The 16,659-nt window shown below is 76.6% G+C and carries 22 protein-coding genes and 1 pseudogene; 18 read left to right on the top strand and 5 right to left on the bottom strand.

The genetic code is table 11. The annotated features are described in order from the left end of the window. Positions 1 to 25 precede the first annotated feature (25 nt). The 6 genes from ACFQH9_RS22635 to glmM all read left to right on the top strand — a co-directional run bounded on the left by ACFQH9_RS22635 (position 26) and on the right by glmM (position 4,567). On the top strand, positions 26 to 1,192 hold the full coding sequence (locus ACFQH9_RS22635; RefSeq protein ID WP_379568653.1) for a type VII secretion-associated protein: 1,167 nt from the start codon (positions 26 to 28) through the stop codon (positions 1,190 to 1,192). Positions 1,193 to 1,297: 105 nt separating this feature from the next. Further along, positions 1,298 to 1,627, top strand: coding sequence for a WXG100 family type VII secretion target (locus tag ACFQH9_RS22640; protein WP_379568655.1), 330 nt, complete (start codon positions 1,298 to 1,300; stop codon positions 1,625 to 1,627). Positions 1,628 to 1,638: 11 nt separating this feature from the next. Further along, a complete protein-coding gene (locus tag ACFQH9_RS22645; RefSeq protein WP_379568657.1) occupies positions 1,639 to 1,926 on the top strand; it encodes a WXG100 family type VII secretion target in 288 nt (95 codons plus the stop codon). 269 nt (positions 1,927 to 2,195) lie between these two features. After that, positions 2,196 to 2,639, top strand: coding sequence for a 50S ribosomal protein L13 (gene rplM / locus ACFQH9_RS22650; RefSeq protein WP_379568659.1), 444 nt, complete (start codon positions 2,196 to 2,198; stop codon positions 2,637 to 2,639). Between the two features lie 32 nt (positions 2,640 to 2,671). Then, complete coding sequence (gene rpsI / locus ACFQH9_RS22655; RefSeq protein WP_379568661.1) at positions 2,672 to 3,208, top strand: 30S ribosomal protein S9; 537 nt, start codon at positions 2,672 to 2,674, stop codon at positions 3,206 to 3,208. A 12-nt stretch (positions 3,209 to 3,220) separates the two neighbouring features. Next, positions 3,221 to 4,567 carry a phosphoglucosamine mutase gene (gene glmM / locus ACFQH9_RS22660; RefSeq protein ID WP_379568663.1) on the top strand — a complete coding sequence of 449 codons (1,347 nt, stop codon included), beginning with the start codon at positions 3,221 to 3,223 and terminating at the stop codon, positions 4,565 to 4,567. Positions 4,568 to 4,629: 62 nt separating this feature from the next. Here glmM and ACFQH9_RS22665 read toward each other — a convergent pair whose 3' ends face one another. The 3 genes from ACFQH9_RS22665 to ACFQH9_RS22675 form a co-directional block, all read right to left on the bottom strand. Continuing rightward, positions 4,630 to 4,941: a hypothetical protein gene (locus ACFQH9_RS22665; RefSeq protein ID WP_379568665.1), complete on the bottom strand. Its 312-nt coding sequence runs from the start codon at positions 4,939 to 4,941 to the stop codon at positions 4,630 to 4,632. Further along, the gene (locus ACFQH9_RS22670; RefSeq protein ID WP_379568667.1) at positions 4,938 to 5,201 is read right to left on the bottom strand and encodes a hypothetical protein; all 264 of its coding nucleotides are present in this window, start codon (positions 5,199 to 5,201) and stop codon (positions 4,938 to 4,940) included. The genes ACFQH9_RS22665 and ACFQH9_RS22670 overlap by 4 nt, the downstream gene beginning before the upstream one ends. Before the next feature lie 70 nt (positions 5,202 to 5,271). Continuing rightward, complete coding sequence (locus tag ACFQH9_RS22675) at positions 5,272 to 6,102, bottom strand: poly(ethylene terephthalate) hydrolase family protein (RefSeq protein ID WP_379568669.1); 831 nt, start codon at positions 6,100 to 6,102, stop codon at positions 5,272 to 5,274. A 198-nt stretch (positions 6,103 to 6,300) separates the two neighbouring features. On the opposite strand from ACFQH9_RS22675, the gene ACFQH9_RS22680 reads away from it, so the two are divergent. The 6 genes from ACFQH9_RS22680 to ACFQH9_RS22705 all read left to right on the top strand — a co-directional run bounded on the left by ACFQH9_RS22680 (position 6,301) and on the right by ACFQH9_RS22705 (position 11,927). Then, on the top strand, positions 6,301 to 6,600 hold the full coding sequence (locus ACFQH9_RS22680; RefSeq protein WP_379568671.1) for a DUF4333 domain-containing protein: 300 nt from the start codon (positions 6,301 to 6,303) through the stop codon (positions 6,598 to 6,600). A 30-nt stretch (positions 6,601 to 6,630) separates the two neighbouring features. Beyond that, entirely contained in the window at positions 6,631 to 8,112 is a 1,482-nt protein-coding gene (locus tag ACFQH9_RS22685) for an NAD(P)H-hydrate dehydratase (RefSeq protein WP_379568673.1), read from the top strand. Positions 8,113 to 8,480: 368 nt separating this feature from the next. After that, entirely contained in the window at positions 8,481 to 9,653 is a 1,173-nt protein-coding gene (alr, locus tag ACFQH9_RS22690) for an alanine racemase (protein WP_379568697.1), read from the top strand. Then, positions 9,650 to 10,768 (top strand): alpha/beta fold hydrolase, encoded by a 1,119-nt coding sequence (locus tag ACFQH9_RS22695; protein WP_379568675.1) that lies wholly within the window; start codon positions 9,650 to 9,652, stop codon positions 10,766 to 10,768. The genes alr and ACFQH9_RS22695 overlap by 4 nt, the downstream gene beginning before the upstream one ends. Next, positions 10,765 to 11,220: a tRNA (adenosine(37)-N6)-threonylcarbamoyltransferase complex ATPase subunit type 1 TsaE gene (tsaE, locus tag ACFQH9_RS22700; protein ID WP_379568677.1), complete on the top strand. Its 456-nt coding sequence runs from the start codon at positions 10,765 to 10,767 to the stop codon at positions 11,218 to 11,220. The genes ACFQH9_RS22695 and tsaE overlap by 4 nt, the downstream gene beginning before the upstream one ends. After that, complete coding sequence (locus ACFQH9_RS22705; RefSeq protein ID WP_379568679.1) at positions 11,217 to 11,927, top strand: HAD family hydrolase; 711 nt, start codon at positions 11,217 to 11,219, stop codon at positions 11,925 to 11,927. Before tsaE ends, ACFQH9_RS22705 begins: the two co-directional genes overlap by 4 nt. Positions 11,928 to 12,222: 295 nt before the next feature. Here ACFQH9_RS22705 and ACFQH9_RS22710 read toward each other — a convergent pair whose 3' ends face one another. Then, a complete protein-coding gene (locus ACFQH9_RS22710) occupies positions 12,223 to 12,366 on the bottom strand; it encodes a hypothetical protein (protein WP_379568681.1) in 144 nt (47 codons plus the stop codon). 148 nt (positions 12,367 to 12,514) lie between these two features. Between ACFQH9_RS22710 and ACFQH9_RS22715 the strand changes: the two genes are divergently transcribed. Genes ACFQH9_RS22715 through tsaD form a run of 4 tightly spaced genes read left to right on the top strand, consistent with a single transcriptional unit; the run spans position 12,515 to position 14,885 of the window. Further along, on the top strand, positions 12,515 to 12,658 hold the full coding sequence (locus ACFQH9_RS22715) for a hypothetical protein (protein ID WP_379568683.1): 144 nt from the start codon (positions 12,515 to 12,517) through the stop codon (positions 12,656 to 12,658). 24 nt (positions 12,659 to 12,682) lie between these two features. After that, the gene (tsaB, locus tag ACFQH9_RS22720) at positions 12,683 to 13,366 is read left to right on the top strand and encodes a tRNA (adenosine(37)-N6)-threonylcarbamoyltransferase complex dimerization subunit type 1 TsaB (protein ID WP_379568685.1); all 684 of its coding nucleotides are present in this window, start codon (positions 12,683 to 12,685) and stop codon (positions 13,364 to 13,366) included. After that, positions 13,363 to 13,845 carry a ribosomal protein S18-alanine N-acetyltransferase gene (gene rimI / locus ACFQH9_RS22725; protein ID WP_379568687.1) on the top strand — a complete coding sequence of 161 codons (483 nt, stop codon included), beginning with the start codon at positions 13,363 to 13,365 and terminating at the stop codon, positions 13,843 to 13,845. The genes tsaB and rimI overlap by 4 nt, the downstream gene beginning before the upstream one ends. Next, entirely contained in the window at positions 13,842 to 14,885 is a 1,044-nt protein-coding gene (gene tsaD, locus ACFQH9_RS22730) for a tRNA (adenosine(37)-N6)-threonylcarbamoyltransferase complex transferase subunit TsaD (protein WP_379568689.1), read from the top strand. Before rimI ends, tsaD begins: the two co-directional genes overlap by 4 nt. Before the next feature lie 94 nt (positions 14,886 to 14,979). Here the strand turns inward: tsaD and ACFQH9_RS22735 are convergent, their stop codons facing one another. Next, complete coding sequence (locus ACFQH9_RS22735) at positions 14,980 to 15,693, bottom strand: ArsR/SmtB family transcription factor (RefSeq protein ID WP_379568691.1); 714 nt, start codon at positions 15,691 to 15,693, stop codon at positions 14,980 to 14,982. 75 nt (positions 15,694 to 15,768) lie between these two features. On the opposite strand from ACFQH9_RS22735, the pseudogene ACFQH9_RS22740 reads away from it, so the two are divergent. Together ACFQH9_RS22740 and ACFQH9_RS22745 are read left to right on the top strand one after the other, a co-directional pair. Then, positions 15,769 to 16,026 (top strand): annotated as a pseudogene (locus ACFQH9_RS22740) (MFS transporter); the annotation flags it as partial. Between the two features lie 29 nt (positions 16,027 to 16,055). Continuing rightward, positions 16,056 to 16,628, top strand: coding sequence for an MFS transporter (locus tag ACFQH9_RS22745; protein ID WP_379568699.1), 573 nt, complete (start codon positions 16,056 to 16,058; stop codon positions 16,626 to 16,628). Positions 16,629 to 16,659 lie beyond the last annotated feature (31 nt).

Raw genomic sequence — 16,659 nt, forward strand, 5'->3', positions numbered from 1 at the left:
CGGGGCCGCTCCGCCGGGAGCCGTGGTGCGCGTCGACCCCGGGGCGGGCGGCACCCGGGTGGTCGGCACGGAGGACGGGCGGCCGGTCCTGCTCGGCGTCCTCCCGGCGGGTGTGCCCCCCGGGGCGGCGGCCGCCGCCTTCGTCCCCGGCGCGCAGCCGGCCGGTCCGGCGCCGCTCCCGGGCCTGGTCGTCGACGCCGGGGCGTCCGGGACCCGGGTGCTGCGCGACGGCCGGCCCCTCCGGCGGCTCCCGGTCGGCGGGATGCTCCTCGACGCCGCGGTCCGCGCCCTGCTGCCCGCGCCGCCGCGCCGTGCCGCGGACGTCACGGTGCTCCGCGAGGCCCTCTCGCTGCTGCCCGCGGCGACGATCGGCACCCGGGCCGGTCGGGTCCGGATCGCGGCCGGGCAGGTGCGGGAGGCCCTCGCCCCGCTGCTGGCCGACGTCGTGGCGGCGGTGGTGGCCGCCGGGCCGTCCGGGCCCGTGCTGCTGGTCGGCGGCGTGGCGCGCACCCCGCTGCTCGCCGAGCTGCTCGACGGGGCGGGGATCGGGCCGGTCACCGTCGCCCCGCGTCCCGAGGTCGCGGCCGTGCTCGCCACCCCGGTGCCCGCCGCGCGAGCAACCGTCCCGGGCGAGCGGGCCGCTCTCCTCCCGGCGCCCCCGCCCCGCCGCCGACGCCTGCTCAGGGCCGGTCTCACGGCCGTCCTCACCCTCGTCGCGGCCGCCGGCCTGCTCGCCCTCGGCCGCCTCCTGCCCGACCCGCTGCCGGCGGACCGCCTGGTCCAGTACGGCTACGAGGTCGCCGTGCCGGAGGGCTGGGCGCACGTCGGCGGCGCGCCCGAGCACCGCCGGACCCTGCTCGCGCCGGCGGACGAGCCGGACGCGACGGGGCTCGTCGCCGTCGAGCGCACGCCGCTCGGCTACGACGCCGGCACCGAGGCCGCCCGGGTCCGTGCGGAGCTGCGCGACCGCTACGACCGCGCGGTCGCCGCGGGACAGCGGCTGGCGGGCCTCCGCGAGGAGGGCGACGAGCTGCGCTACCGCGAGCTCGACGGGGCCGCGGCGGTCGAGTGGCACGTCCGCCTGCAGGGGACGGACCAGCTCAGCGTGGGCTGCCGGTACCCGCCCGGCGGGTCCGCGGCGGTGGACCGGGCGTGCGCGGTCGTCGTCGCGTCGCTGCGGATCCGGGCCTGAGCCGCCCTTCACCATCGCGAACGGTCCGCCCGAACCGGCCCGGCACCGGTCCCCGCGCTGCCAGTCTCACCGCACCCCTCACCACACCAGACCAGGGAGGACCTCATGACGAGCGGGACCACCGGGGCCGGCGGGTTCGGCACCACACCGGAGGAGATGGCCAGGGCGGGCGCCCGGGTCGTGGAGACGGACGAGCAGGTGCAGGCCGAGCTGGCGGGGCTGCGGTCGCGGCTCACCCCGCTCGCCGGCACCTGGCGCGGGGAGGCCGCGGCGACGTTCGAGTCCCTCATGGCCCGCTGGGACGCCGACGCCCGCGCCCTCTCCGCCGCCCTGCGCGGCATCGGCGAGGCGATCACCGGGTCGGGCCGCACGTACCGACAGGCCGAGGAGGACCAGGCCGCCTCGCTGTCCGCGATCCGCGCGGCGCTGGGCTGAGGGGGGAGACCATGGGGGAGATCAGGGTCACGTTCGCCGAGCTCGCCGCCGCGCGGACGGCCGTCGCGGGCACCGCGGCGCGCATCACCGGCCGGCTCGACGACCTGCGTCGCGAGCTGGCCCCGCTGGTCGGGACCTGGGAGGGCGAGGCCGCGACGGACTACGCCGCCCGGCAGCGGCAGTGGGACGCGGCCGCCGCCGACCTCACCGCCGTGCTCGCCCGGATCGGCGAGGCGCTGGGCCGGGCCGAGGAGGGCTACCGTCGCGTCGAGCAGGCCAACGCCCGCCGCTGGGCCTGACGGGCCCGGCCGGGCCGCGTACCCCGGCCCCCCGGTGGGGAGCCGCGAGGGGGGCGCGTACCCTGTTCGTGCAGGGCGTTCGCGGCCCGGAGGGGGCGTTTTGACCTCCGTTCCGAGCGGCGGGTACCCTGACTGTTCGTTGTGCGACGGGTGGAGACCCGCGCCGCCGCCGGTTCCGGCCGGTGGTCGGGCGGCGTCCGCACCGGCGCACTCAGAAGAGAGACTGACTTCGAGGCAGCTCCCGAGCCCGAGAACGACGAGGTAGACCCGTGCCCACGTACAGCCCCAAGCCCGGTGAGATCACCCGTGCCTGGCACGTGATCGACGCCACCGACGTGGTGCTCGGTCGACTGGCCACCCACGCCGCCACGCTGCTGCGCGGCAAGCACAAGCCGACCTACGCCCCGCACATGGACACCGGCGACTTCGTCGTCATCGTCAACGCGGAGAAGATCGCGGTCTCGGGCAAGAAGCGGGACGACAAGTTCGTCTACCGGCACTCGGGCTACCCGGGCGGTCTCAAGCAGCGCTCGGTCGGCGAGATGATCGAGACGCACCCCGACCGGCTGGTCGAGAAGGCCGTCAAGGGCATGCTGCCCAAGAACCGGCTCGGCCGGGCGATGGCCAAGAAGCTGAAGGTCTACGCCGGCCCGTCGCACCCGCACGCGGCCCAGCAGCCGCAGCCGTTCGAGATCACCCAGGTCGCGCAGTGACCAACCCCGAGAGCAACGAAGAGGGACAGAGCGTGAGCACCCCCGAGTCGCCCGAGCAGGAGGGCTACACCTCCGAGGCCGGCGACAGCCTGGACTACAGCATCGGCGACGCCGCGTCGTACGACACGGGTGAGACCGAGGTCGCGGCCGACGAGTTCGCCGTCGAGGCCCCGATCGTCTCCGACCGCCCGGTGCAGACCGTCGGCCGCCGCAAGGAGGCCGTGGTCCGGGTGCGGCTCGTCCCCGGCTCGGGTCGGTTCACGCTGAACGGGAAGTCCCTCGAGGTCTACTTCCCGAACAAGCTGCACCAGCAGCTCATCAAGGAGCCGCTGGTCACGGTCGAGAAGACCGAGCGGTACGACATCTTCGCCAACCTCACCGGCGGCGGCACCTCCGGCCAGGCCGGTGCGCTGCGCCTGGCCATCGCCCGCGCGCTGGTCGAGGTGGACTCCGAGGACCGCCCGCCGCTGAAGAAGGCCGGCTTCCTCACCCGGGACGCCCGCGCCACCGAGCGCAAGAAGTACGGCCTCAAGAAGGCCCGCAAGGCACCCCAGTACTCGAAGCGTTGATCCGGTAGCCGGATGCGTCGACTCTTCGGAACCGACGGCGTCCGGGGCCTGGCGAACGGCGAGCTCCTCACCCCGGAGCTCGCCGTTTCCGTCTCCGCCTCGGCCGCCCGTGTCCTCGCCGCCCACCGCGCCGCCGGTGACGAGCACCGACCCGTCGCGCTCGTCGGGCGCGATCCCCGGGCGAGCGGGGAGATGCTCGAGGCCGCCGTGCTCGCCGGCCTCACCTCCGCCGGGGCGGACGCGGTCCGCCTGGGCGTGCTGCCCACGCCGGCGGTCGCCCACCTCGTGGACGCCCTGGGCGCCGACCTCGGCGTCATGATCTCCGCCTCGCACAACGCGATGCCGGACAACGGGATCAAGCTGTTCGCCGCGGGCGGGCACAAGCTGCCCGACGCGCTGGAGCTCGAGATCGAGCAGGGCCTCGACGCCGGGTGGACCCGGCCGACGGGCGCCGACATCGGCCGCGTCCGGGACCTGCCGGACGCGCTCGACCGCTACGTCGCCCACCTGCTGGAGGCGACCCCGCGCCCGCTCACCGGGCTGAAGGTCGTCGTCGACTGCGCGCACGGGGCGGCCTCGCAGGCCGCGCCGCGGGCCTACGCGAAGGCGGGCGCCGAGGTCGTCGCGCTGCACGCGGAGCCGGACGGGCTGAACATCAACGCCGGCGTCGGGTCCACGCACATGGACGCACTGCAGGCGGCCGTGGTCGAGCACGGCGCCGACCTGGGCATCGCGCACGACGGCGACGCCGACCGCTGCCTGGCCGTCGACGCCGAGGGCCGGGTCGTCGACGGCGACCAGATCCTGGCGGTCCTCGCGCTCGCCATGAAGGAGTCCGGCGAGCTCGCCGGGAACACCCTGGTCGCCACGGTGATGAGCAACCTCGCGCTGCACCTGGCGATGAAGGCGGAGGGCGTGACCCTGCGCACGACCGCGGTCGGCGACCGGTACGTGCTCGAGGACCTGCGCGCCCACGGGTTCAGCCTCGGCGGCGAACAGTCCGGGCACGTCGTGCTGCCCCGGTACGCGACCACCGGCGACGGGCTGCTCACGGCGATGCGGCTGATGAGCCGCATGGCCGAGACCGGCCGGCCCCTGGCCGAGCTCGCCGCCGTGGTGCAGCCGCTGCCGCAGGTGCTGCAGAACGTGAAGGTGGCCGACAAGGAGGCCGTCGCGGCGTCGCCCGCGGTGGCCGAGGCGGTGGCGGAGGCCGAGGCCGAGCTCGGTGAGACCGGGCGGGTGCTGCTGCGCCCGTCGGGCACCGAGCAGCTGGTCCGGGTGATGGTCGAGGCCGGCACCCAGGAGCTCGCCGAGTCGACCGCCGGCCGGATCGCCTCCGTGGTGGCCGGGGCCGCCTGACCCGGGCTCCCGACCCGGTCGCCGGGGTGCGACCTCTCGGCCCGGCGCCCTCTCGGCTCCCGTCAGGGCGGTCCCGGCTCCCGGTCGTCGTCGAGCAGCGGGAGCCGCACCCCGCGGCTCTCGCCGGTCCGCCGCCCGCTCGTGCCCGGCAGGACCGGGCCGGCGGCGTCGACCGGGGAGGTGAGGCTGCGCGCGAGCCCGGCAACGGCCTCGGCCTGCCGCTCCAGCTCCCGCCCGACCAGCGCGAGCCGCTCGGCGAACTCGGTGCCCCGGGGGTCCCACCAGCTCGCGCGCACGGTCCGGGCGACGCGGGCGGCGTCGGCGGCCGCGGTGCTCAGCCGCTCGACCAGCCCGTCGAGCTCCCGGCGGCTCACCGGGGCCCGGCCGCCCGGTCGTCGAGCGCCAACGCGGCCTCGGACTCCGCCTGTCGCGCCGAGCCCGTCACCTGCCGGAACGTCCGGGCTGCCGTGGTCATCTCGCGCGCAGCGGCGGCCACGACCCGGCCGATCCCGTGGCACTCGTCGGCCGCCGCGTGCAGGTCCCGCGCGAGGTGCTCCAGATCGACGCCCAACGCCTCGGCGTGGGCGGCGGCCGCGTCGAGGCCGTCGGGATCGAGGTCGAGGTCAGGGCGCACCCGGACAGCATGCGGGGGCTCCGCGCGGTCACGGTCCGCCGCGTGCCGCTCGTTCGCGATCGTGAACGGCTCAGGCCTGCGGGGTCTCCAGCACGGTGCCGGGGACCTTGCCGTCGACCAGGTCAGCGACCCGGTCCTCGTCGCACAGCTCCTTGAGCAGGAACGCCGTGACCAGCGCGCGCGTGAGGCGCCGGGTCTTGGCGTCCGGCCCGCCGGACAGCACCAGGTCGGACCAGTGCAGGCCCTCGAGGAAGTCGGTGTGCCCGACCTTGGGCAGCCGGCGCACCCACGTCGGGCCGGCGCACGCCGCGGCGATCTGCTCGCCGTGCCCGCTGACCGGGGCGACCGTGTCCTTCCCGGCGAGGAGGTGCAACGACGGCACCGACACCGCCCGGGCCGCCTCGACCGGCGACGGGCGGGTCTGCGACGCCGCGATCGCCACCACCGCGGCGACCTTCGGGTGCCCGGCCGCGGCCAGCAGCGCCGCGCCCGCGCCGATGCCGTGCCCCGCGAGTGCCGTCCGCCGCGAGTCGACGCTGATCCTCCCGTCGCCGAGCCGGACGCCGACGCACACGTCGAGCGTGGTCCGCAGGTCCGCGGAGAACCGGGCCACGCTCGGCAGCGGGCTGCCCTGCGAGCCGGGCGCCGCCGCGACGATGCCCCACGACGCGAGGTGGCGGAGCAGGTCGGCGTAGCGCGAGACGGGCTGCATCCAGTCGTGCCCGAACGCGACGGCCGGCAGCCCGAGCCCCCCGGCCGGCGCGAACACGACCCCGGGGGTGCCGACGAGCCCGAGGTCGCCGCGCAGCACCTCGTTGGGGCCCGGCCGCGACAGCTGCTCCAGCGCGTCCTTGGCGTTCCGCAGCGCGGGAGGACGGGTGAACGTGCTGGTCGGGCTCACAGCGGAACCGTACCGTCGCGCGATCACCCCCGCCCAGCCGCGTACACCGAACGCGCACCCGGCCGGGCAGCCCGCCCGTCGCGGGGTGGCCAGCGCGAGCAGCGGGTGTGGTAGCACCACTCCTGTTCCGCGGCCCGCGTGTCCCTAGCGTTCTGACCAGGCCGGAAGGGGTCCGGCACCATCCGAGAGGGACAGACGATGAACGCCAGGATCGCACGAACCATCGGCACGCTGGCCGCCGCCGGGGGCCTGCTCCTGGGCCTGAGCGCCTGCAGCATGTCGGTCTCCAGCGACGACGTGAAGTCCGAGATCACCCGCGTGGTGCAGGAGCAGCTGCAGACCGCGCCGAACTCCGTCGACTGCCCGTCGGGCCTCGACGCGACCGTCGGCGCCACGCTGACCTGCCACGTCGTGATCCCCCAGCGCAGCTTCGACGTGGTCGCCAAGGTGACCGCGGTCGAGGGCAGCGACGTCAAGTTCGACATCAACGAGGTGTAGCCGCCGGGTGCCGCGGCTAGCGTGCGGTCCATGCAGGGTGTGTGGACCGCACAGCAGATCCGGGAGGCCGAGGAGGTGCTCCTGGACCGGCTGCCCGACGGGGTGCTGATGCGCCGGGCGGCGCACGGGCTCGCCCTGGCCGTCCGTCGGTTCGTGGGGGAGCGGTACGGCCGCGGGTCGGGGCGCCGGGTGACGTTGCTGGTGGGGGCCGGCAACAACGGCGGCGACGCCCTCTGGGCCGGGGCCGGGCTGCGGCGCGGGGGGCTGGCCGTCACCGCCGTCCTGCTGGCCCCGGACCGTACCCATCCCGCGGGGCTGGCGGCGTTGCGCCGGGCCCGCGGCCGGGTCGTGCGAGGGGACGACCCGGGGGCGCGGGCGGCGGTGACCGGCGCCGACGTCGTCGTCGACGGGATCGTGGGGATCTCCGGCAAGGGGGCGCTGCGCGAGCCGGCCGGGACGCTGGTCGAGGCCGCGGGATCGGCCGGGGTGCCGGTCGTGGCCGTCGACCTGCCCAGCGGCGTCGACGCCGACACCGGCACCACGGCCGGGGCCGCGGTCGAGGCGGCCCTGACCGTGACCTTCGGGGCGCGCAAGCCCGTGCACGTGCTGGCGCGGCCGCGGTGCGGCCGGACCGTTCTCGTCGACATCGGACTGGGCCCACAGCTGCCCGAGCCGCACGCGTGGTTCCTCGACGCCGCCGACGTCGGCGAGCGCTGGCCGATCCCCGGGCCGACGGACGACAAGTACACCCAGGGCGTGGTCGGCGTGGCCGCCGGCTCGGCCACCTACCCGGGGGCCGCGGTGCTCGCCACCGGCTCCGCGGTGCTGGCGACCAGCGGCATGGTGCGGTTCGCGGGCACCGCCGCCGACGTCGTCCGCTCCCACTGGCCCGAGGTCGTCGGCACGGACTCGCTGGACCAGGCCGGGCGCACGCAGGCCTGGGCGATCGGCCCCGGCATCGGGACGGACGACGCCGGCTACGCGCTGCTGTCCGGCGTCCTCGAACGGGAGGTCCCGACCTGCATCGACGCCGACGGCGTCACCCTGCTCGCGCAACACGGGGACCTGCGCGCCGCGGTGCGGGGGCGGCCGATCGTGATCACGCCGCACGCGGGCGAGTTCGCGCGGATCGCGGGTGAGGTCGGCGCGGACCGGGTCGCCGCCGCCCGCCGGGCCGCCGCCGAGCTCGGCGTGACCGTGCTGCTGAAGGGTAACGCGACGGTGGTCGCCGACCCCGACGGACGCGCGCTGGTCAACACCTCCGACGACGCGTGGGCCGCCACGGCCGGCTCCGGCGACGTCCTCACCGGACTCGTCGGCGCGCTGCTCGCCGCGGGCCTGGAGCCGTGGTGGGCCGCCGGCTGCGCCGCCTTCGTCCACTCCCGGGCCGCCACCCTCGCCGCCCAGCGGGTGGGTGGGGAACCGGGCGTCCCGGCCCCCGCCTCCACCCTGCAGGCCGCGATCCCTGCCGCGATCCGCGAGGTGCGGAAGGCGGCGCTGGGGATGGGGTGAGGGCGGTGCCCGGCGGTTCGGTGCTCGCTCTCGGCGGAAGGGTGCTCGATCCCTTCGGGCCGGCACGACCTGCGGCGGCCGCACGACCGGAGGTGGCCGCACGATCGGAGGTGGCCGCACGACCGGGGGCGCGGTGGCACACCCCCTCGGACCCCGCCGCACAACCGATGCGTCCGCGGCACAGGCCGTCGACAGGATGTGTCCGGCCTGAAGGGGTGCGGGACGTGATCACTGACGTCTCGCCACGGACGGCGGCTCCTGTCGGGGGCGGATGTCAGAATGCGGGCGTGTCCTCGCTCCCCGGAACGGCCCGGCCCACCGACTCGACCGACCCAGGCCGGCCGACCACGACGGCCCGGCCCACCGACGTGACCCGGCCGGCGGCAACCGCCCAGGCTCCCGGGGGCGTCCCGCCCCGCGCCGAGGCGGCGGTCGACCTGGGGGCGATCCGGCACAACGTCGCGCTGCTGGCCGGGCTGGCGCGGGAGTCGGGTGCGGAGACCCTGGCCGTGGTGAAGGCCGACGGGTACGGGCACGGCGCCGTCGAGGTCGGCCGGGCGGCCCTCGCCGCCGGCGCCACCTGGCTCGGGGTGTGCACGATCGAGGAGGCGCTGGAGCTGCGCGCGGCCGGCATCACCGCGCCGGTCCTCTCCTGGCTGCACCTGCCGGACGAGGACTTCGCCCCCGCGGTCGCCGCGGGCGTCGACCTGTCGGTCTCCTCCGTGCGGCACCTCGCCGGGGTGCTCGACGGGGCGCGCCGGGCGGGCCGCCCCGCCCGGCTGCACCTCAAGATCGACACCGGACTGTCCCGGAACGGCTGCCAGCCCGCGGACTGGCCCGAGCTGCTCGACGCGGTGGAGAAGGCGCGCGACGAGGCCGAGGTCGTCGGCGTCTGGTCGCACCTCGCGCACGCCGACCAGCCGCACCACCCCGTCATCGACACCCAGCTCGCGCGGCTGAACGCGGCGTGGGAGCAGGCCCGCGAGCGCGGGTTCGCCCCGCTCCGCCACCTCGCCAACTCCGCGGCCACCCTCACCCGGCCCGACCTGCACCTCGACCTCGTGCGGCCCGGCATCGCGGTCTACGGGCTGGACCCGCTGGACCGGCCGGTGGAGGAGTCGCCGCTGCGCCCGGCGATGGAGTTCCGGGCGCGGGTCGCACTGGTCAAGCGGGTCCCGGCCGGCGAGGGCGTGTCCTACGGGCACGAGTGGACCACCCCGCACGAGACCACGCTGGCGCTGGTCCCGGTCGGGTACGCGGACGGGGTGCCCCGGCGCCTGAACGCGAACGGCCGGATGCGCGTGCACCTCGCCGGCAGGGTGCGGCCGGTCGTCGGCCGGGTCTGCATGGACCAGGTGATGGTCGACTGCGGCGACGACGAGGTCCACGAGGGCGACACCGCGGTCCTGTTCGGTGCGGGCGCGGACGGCGGCCCGACGGCCCAGGACTGGGCCACCGAGCTCGGCACGATCCACTACGAGATCGCGACCGGCGTGCACGGCGCCCGGGTCCGCCGCACGCACCTCGGCGTGGGGGCGTGAGCGTGGCGGGCCGCAGGCTGTGGCAGGCGGTCGGGGTCGCGGGCGGGATCGTCGGGGCCGCGGGCGCCGCGGTCGGCGTCGGGGTGGCCAGCCACAAGCGGCACGAGATCGCCAAGGAGCGCCGGCGCCTCGCCGGGGAGCTGGACGCGGCCGGGCGGCAGCCGGGCGCCGAGCCGCCGGCCACCTCGTCGTCGGTCATGACCGAGGACGGCATCCGGCTGGCCTGCGAGGAGCTGCCCTCGCGCACCGGGGAGCCGCTGCTCACGGTGGTGCTGGTCCACGGGTTCGCCCTCGACCGGCGCACCTGGCACTTCCAGCGGCAGGCGTTCCCGCTGCTCGCCGATCCCTCCGTGCACACCGTGCTCTACGACCAGCGCAGCCACGGGCGCTCGGAGCGCGCGCCGCAGGAGAGCTGCACGATCGAGCAGCTCGGCCACGACCTGGACTCGGTCATCCGCGCGCTCGCGCCGGAGGGCCCGCTGGTGCTGATCGGGCACTCGATGGGCGGCATGACGCTGATGGCCCTCGCCGAGCAGCAGCCCGAGCTGTTCGCGCAGCGGGTGCTCGGCCTGGGGTTCGTGTCGACCTCGGCGGGGGAGATGGGCAGCGCGGGCCTGCCCGGCACCCTGCTCTCCCGGCACAACCCGGTGACCCGCGGCCTCGGCGCGCTCGCCCGGGTGCAGCCGCGGTTCGTGGAGGGCGCGCGCAAGGCGCTGGGCGACGTCGTCTGGGGTGTCACCCGGCGCTACGCGTTCGGCGACCGCCGCGTCGACCCGGCGCTGGTCGACCTGGTCGACACCATGATCAGCGCCAACGCGCTCGACGCGCTCACCGACTTCGCCGACACCCTCGGCACGCACGACCGGCTGGCGGCGCTGCCCGCCCTCGCCGAGTGCGAGGTGCTGATCGTCGCGGGCACGAAGGACCAGGTGATCCCGTACTCGCACGCCGAGCGGATCGCGGCCGAGCTGCCCAAGGCGCAGCTGCTGGAGCTGGAGGGCGTCGGGCACCTGCCGCTGCTGGAGCGGCACGAGGAGGTCCAGGAGGCGCTGGCGGGGCTGGTGCGGCGGGCGGCCGCCCGGGCCCCGCGCCGGCGCGGACGGAGGCGGGCATGACGTGGGACGAGCCGGTCGAGCTCCCGGAGCCGGCCGACACCGAGGCCTTCGGCGAGGAGCTCGGCCGCGAGCTGCGCGCGGGCGACCTCGTGGTGCTGTCCGGACCGCTCGGCGCGGGCAAGACGGCGCTCGTCCGCGGTCTGGCGCGCGGACTGAAGGTGGCCGGCCCGATCACCTCACCGACCTTCGTGATCGCCCGGGAGCACCGGCCGTTGCCGGGCGGGCCGGGCGTCCCGCTCGTGCACGTCGACGCCTACCGGCTGGGCGCGGTCGCCTCGGTCGCCGCGGAGCTCGACGACCTGGACCTCGACACCGACCTCACCGAGGCCGTCGTGGCGGTGGAGTGGGGCGAGGGCGTGGCCGAGCGGCTCGCGGAGGAGCACGTCCTGGTCCACCTGGAGCGCCGGGAGGACGACGTCCGGGTCGCGCGGGCCGAGCGAGTGGGGCCGTGATCGAGGCGGTGATCTTCGACTGGGGCGGCACGCTCACGCCCTGGCGGACCATGGACTTCCACGCCGGCTGGCGGGCCTACACCGAGGTCCTGCACGCGGACGAGCCGGAGCGGGCCCGCGAGGTCGCCACGGCCCTCGCCGAGGCCGACACCGCCCGCTGGGCCGCCGTGCAGCACGACGCACGCGCCTTCCACCTCGGCCAGGTGCTGGCCGACGCCGCCGTCGACGAGCGCTCCGAGCTGCACGGTGCCGCGCTCGAGGCGTACCGGGAGTTCTGGGTGCAGGCCACGCACACCGATCCCGAGGCCGCCCCGATGCTGGAGGAACTGCGCGGGCGCGGGCTGCGGCTGGGGGTGTTGTCCTCCACGATGTGGCCCGGCGAGTGGCACGAGGAGTGGCTGCGCCGGGACGGGGTGCTGCACCTGTTCGACGGCGTGACCTGGAGCAGCGACCTGGAGTACACCAAGCCGCACCCCGAGGCGTTCCGCGCCGCGATGGCCGCGGTCGGCGTCGAGGACCCGGCCCGGTGCGTCTACGTCGGCGACCGCCCGTACGACGACATCAGCGGGGCCAAGGGCGTCGGCATGCGCGCCGTCCTGGTTCCGCACAGCGACATCCCGGTGGCCCAGCGGGTCCCGGTCGACGTCGAGCCGGACGGCGTGATCCAGCGCCTGGCCGAGCTGCCCGCGTTGCTGCGGGACTGGTAGCCCGCCCGTCCGGGTGACGATCCGGGTCGTCCGGACGAGTCCCCTCGGGCAGGGGAGCGATGACGGGGGTCGCGCAGGGCCGTGGACCGGCACCTCGCCGCCGCCGGCCCGGGCGTCAGGGCCGTGCCTCCACCACCAGGTGGAGCGGGTCCCGCACGGCCACTCGCACCTGCGTGAACGCTCGGACGGCAGGATGCGTCGCCGTGGTCGAGGTACCCGGCCGCGGTCTGCGCGGCCAGCCACTCGGCCAGGTACCGCTCGGCCGGCCCGGCGCGCGCCGCCGGCTCCGCGGGGGTCACCGGCCCGCGCCGGCCAGGGCCGCCCAGAGGCCGAGGCGGTCGCCGACGTGGGCCAGCGCCGCGCCCAGCGCTACCGACTGGTCGGTGCCGACCTTCTCGGCGAAGCCGCGCACCCGCTCCTCGAACTCGTTCCCGTTCACGTTCCCTCCTGAGGGAATCGGTGGTCGGACGGATCGGAACGGTCGGGGCCCGCCCTGGCACGGCGGTGGCAGCAGCGCGCGTCAGAGCCGCGCCAGCACCGTGACAGCGCCGGCGGGCAGGCTCGGTGCCGACCCGAGGAGGAGGCCCATGAGCCCGCACCCCGACCCGTTCCCGCCGCTCCCGCCCGTCCCACCGCACCCGGCGGGGCGCCCGTGCGCGCACCTGTGCACCCCGGACTGCACCGCCGAGCCGGAGGAGACGGGCACGGGTCGGCCCGAGGACAGCTGCTGAGCAGGACGCTCGTAGGCTCGTGACGTGCTCGTGCTGGCCCTGGACACCGCCACGCCCGCCGTCACCGCCGGTGTCGTGCGGTTGACCGACGGGCCCGACGCCCGCATCGCCGAGCTGGGCGTGCGGGTCGCGCACGACGCCCGCAAGCACGGCGAGCTGCTCATGCCCGGCGTGCAGGGCGCCTGCGCCGACGCCGGGATCCGGCTGCGCGAGGTGGAGGCGATCGTCGTCGGGACCGGTCCCGGACCGTTCACCGGCCTGCGGGTCGGCATGGTCACCGCCGCCTCGCTCGGCGACGCGCTGGGCGTCCCGGTGCACGGGGTCTGCTCGCTCGACGCGATCGCCCAGGCCGTCGTGCTGCCCGGGAAGCTCACCGGGAACCTGCTGGTCGCCACGGACGCGCGGCGCCGCGAGGTGTACTGGGCCGCCTACGAGGCCGAGGGGGCGCGGCTGACCGGGCCGACCGTGGAGAGCCCCGACGCGGTCGCCGAGCGGCTCGACGGGCTGCACCTGGTCGCCGCCGCGGGCACGATGGCCGAGCGGTTCGGGCTCCCGGTGCGCGAGCCCGCAAGCCCCACGCCCGCCGGCCTGGTCGCCGCGGCCGCCCCGGCCCTGGATTCCGGCCGCACCCCCGGCCCGCTCGAGCCGCTGTACCTGCGCCGCCCCGACGCCGTCCCGCCCGGGGAGCGGAAGAAGGTGCGGACGTGAGCGGCCCGGGCACCGACCGGCGGGGCACCGTCACCATCGGGCCGCTCTACCGGGCAGACGCCCCCCGCTGCGCCGAGCTGGAGAAGATCCTCTTCCCGGGCGACGACCCGTGGAGCGCCCAGGCCTTCCGGGACGAGGTCTCCCGCGGCCTGCCCTACTTCGCCGCCCGGCTCGACGGCGAGCTCGTCGGCTACGCCGGGCTCGGGATCACCGCGGGGCCGCCGCAGGCCGAGGCCGAGGTGCACACCATCGGCGTCGACCCGGCGCACCAGGGCCGCGGCATCGGGCGCCGGCTGCTCGACGCGCTGCTGGCCGTGGCCGACGAGCTGCACGCGACGGTGTTCCTCGAGGTCAGGACGGACAACGAGCCGGCCCGAGGGCTCTACGAGACGGCGGGGTTCGCCGTCGTCGGGCTGCGCAAGCGGTACTACCGGCCCAGCGGGGCCGACGCCTACACGATGAAGAGGGACCCCCGGTGACGATCGTTCTCGGTATCGAGACCTCCTGCGACGAGACCGGCGTGGGCATCGTCCGGATGTCGGGGTCCGGGGTCGCCGAGCTGCTCGCGAACGAGATCGCGTCGAGCGTGGAGGAGCACGCCCGGTTCGGCGGTGTCGTGCCGGAGGTGGCGTCGCGGGCGCACCTGCAGGCGATGGTCCCCGCGGTGCACCGGGCGCTGGAGACCGCGGGCCTGAAGGGCTCCGACGTCGACGCGGTCGCGGTCACCGCGGGTCCCGGGCTCGCCGGCGCGCTGCTCGTCGGGGTCGCGGCGGCCAAGGCGTACGCCGCGGCCTGGGACGTCCCGCTCTACGGGGTGAACCACCTGGCCGCGCACGTCGCCGTGGACACCGTGCAGCACGGGCCGCTGCCGCCGGCGCTCGCGCTGCTCGTCTCCGGCGGGCACTCCAGCCTGCTCGCCGTGCCGGACCTGGCCGGGCCGGTCACCCCGCTCGGCGCCACGATCGACGACGCCGCGGGCGAGGCCTTCGACAAGGTCGCCCGGCTGCTCGGGCTGCCCTTCCCCGGCGGCCCGTGGATCGACAAGGCCGCGCGCGACGGCGACCCGGCGGCGATCCACTTCCCCCGCGGACTCACCGGGCCGCGGGACGCGAAGTACGACTTCTCCTTCTCGGGGCTCAAGACCGCCGTCGCCCGGCACGTCGAGGCGCTGGAACGGGCGGGGACCCCGATCCCGGTCCCGGACGTCGCCGCGTCGTTCCAGGAGGCGGTCACGGACGTCCTCACCATGAAGACCGTGAAGGCCGCCCAGGAGTACGGCATGGACACCGTGCTGCTCGGCGGCGGGGTCGCGGCCAACTCGCGGCTGCGCGCACTGGCCGAGGAGCGCTGCACCGCCGCGGGTCTGCGGCTGCGGGTGCCCCGCCCCGTCCTGTGCACGGACAACGGCGCGATGGTCGCCGCGCTCGGCGCCCACCTGGTGCACACCGGCGCCGCCCCGTCCGACCTCGGCCTCCCCGCCGACTCCGGCCTCCCGGTCACCGAGGTCCTGGTCCCCTGACCCGCGGGTCGGCACCTCCGGGCGCCCGACTGCGCGATACCGGGAGCACCCGGGACGTGCGACTCGGGGGCCCGACGGTGCCGACTCGCGGGAATCAGAGGCCGAAGGTGCGGGCCAGCCCCGCACGGCCCGCGTCGGTGACGGTGACTGCGCGGTCCTTCGGCGCGCGCCGGACCCAGTCGAGCTCGACGAGCCGGGCCAGGATCCCCGCGCCCGCCGCGCCGGACAGGTGGTGGGCCTGCTCGGTCCAGTCCACGCAGTACCGCACGGCCCGGCGGCCGGGGGCGAGCCGCACGCCGAGGTCGTCGAGCCAGGCGTCCCCGGCGCCGGTGAACCGGTAGTCCACGTCCTGCCCGAACCCGACCGGCGGGTCCGCCGGGTCGCGCCGCCCGTCGCCGCCGGCGAGCAGGCCCGCGTCGACCAGGTGCCGCATGATCCCGACGCCGAGCTCCCCGGCGAGGTGGTCGTAGCAGGTCCGGGCCCGGCGCAGGGCCCGGGCGCGGGTGCCCTCGCGCAGCGAGGTGACCGGCCGGGGCGGCGCGAGCGCGACCATCGCCTCCAGCAGCCGTCCGACGTGCGGCCCGGCGAGCCGGTAGAAGCGGTGCCGGCCGTGGGTCTCCACGGTGACCAACCCGCCCTCGCGCAGCTTGCCCAGGTGGCTGCTGGCGGTCGCGGCGCTCACGCCGGCCTCGGCCGCGAGCCGGCTCGCGGGCAGGGCACGGCCGTCGTCCAGGGCGAGCAGGATGCGGCAGCGCCGCTCGTCGCCGAGCAGCGCGCCGACCGTGGCGATGTCGGTGTCCCCGGGCATGCCCCGAGGCTAGGCCCGGGACGGTTCGACCGGCGTCGAAGCGATCCGTGCCTAGCGTCGGTCGCCGTGACGACGATGCGTACCGGGACCTGGACCCTGAGCGCCGCGTCGCTGGGCTTCGGCGTGGTGCAGCTGGACGTGACCGCCGTGAACATCGCGGTCGAGCCCATCGGGCGGGCCCTCGGCGGGGGCGTCGCGGGCGGGCAGTGGGTGGTGAACGCCTACACCGTCACCTTCGCCGCGTTGATCCTGACCGCGGGCGCGCTCGGCGACCGGATCGGCGCCCGCCGCCTGTTCGCCGGCGGGTTCGTGCTGTTCACGCTGGCCTCCGTCGCCTGCGGGCTGGCCCGGGGATCGGGGCGCTGGTCGCGGCGCGCGCGGTGCAGGGGATCGGGGCGGCGGTCCTGGTGCCCTGCTCGCTGGCGCTCGTCGCGCACGCGCATCCGGCGCCGGCCGCCCGTGCCCGCGCGGTCGGGATCTGGGCGGCGGGGGCGAGCATCGCGTTGTCCGCGGGCCCGCTGCTCGGCGGGCTGCTCGTCCAGGTCGCCGGGTGGGGCACGCTGTTCCTGATCAACGTGCCGCTGGGGATCGCCGGGGTGCTGATCACCGCCCGCCGGCTCGTGGAGACGCCGGCCGTCGGTGGCCGCGTCGACCTGCCGGGTCAGCTCGCCGCCGTCGCGGCCCTCGCCGCGCTGGCCGGCGCGACGATCATCGGCGGCGCCGCGGGGTTCGCCGCACCACCGGTGCTCGGCCTCTCCGGGCTCGCCGTGCTCGCCGGGTTCGGGTTCGTCGCCGCCGAGGCCCGCAGCGCGGCGCCGATGCTGCCGCTGGGTCTGTTGCGGCGGCCGGTGTTCGCCGCGGCGTCGGCGATCGGGTTGCTCGTCAACGTCGCGTTCTACGGGCTGATCTTCGTGCTCGGGCTCTACCTGTGGTGACTCAGCAGGTTGTTGACCGGCTCAGCTGGCG

The sequence above is a fragment of the Pseudonocardia lutea genome (genome assembly GCF_042658055.1).
Taxonomy (GTDB): domain Bacteria; phylum Actinomycetota; class Actinomycetes; order Mycobacteriales; family Pseudonocardiaceae; genus Pseudonocardia; species Pseudonocardia lutea.

Excerpts from the sequence above, each read along its gene's own strand:
- ACFQH9_RS22640 (WP_379568655.1), top strand. The coding sequence starts at position 1,298 with ATGACGAGCGGGACCACCGGGGCCGGCGGGTTCGGCACCACACCGGAG.
- ACFQH9_RS22645 (WP_379568657.1), top strand. The coding sequence starts at position 1,639 with ATGGGGGAGATCAGGGTCACGTTCGCCGAGCTCGCCGCCGCGCGGACG.
- glmM (WP_379568663.1), top strand. The coding sequence starts at position 3,221 with ATGCGTCGACTCTTCGGAACCGACGGCGTCCGGGGCCTGGCGAACGGC.
- ACFQH9_RS22680 (WP_379568671.1), top strand. The coding sequence starts at position 6,301 with ATGAACGCCAGGATCGCACGAACCATCGGCACGCTGGCCGCCGCCGGG.
- ACFQH9_RS22685 (WP_379568673.1), top strand. The coding sequence starts at position 6,631 with ATGCAGGGTGTGTGGACCGCACAGCAGATCCGGGAGGCCGAGGAGGTG.
- tsaE (WP_379568677.1), top strand. The coding sequence starts at position 10,765 with ATGACGTGGGACGAGCCGGTCGAGCTCCCGGAGCCGGCCGACACCGAG.
- ACFQH9_RS22715 (WP_379568683.1), top strand. The coding sequence starts at position 12,515 with ATGAGCCCGCACCCCGACCCGTTCCCGCCGCTCCCGCCCGTCCCACCG.
- ACFQH9_RS22735 (WP_379568691.1), bottom strand. The coding sequence starts at position 15,693 with ATGCCCGGGGACACCGACATCGCCACGGTCGGCGCGCTGCTCGGCGAC.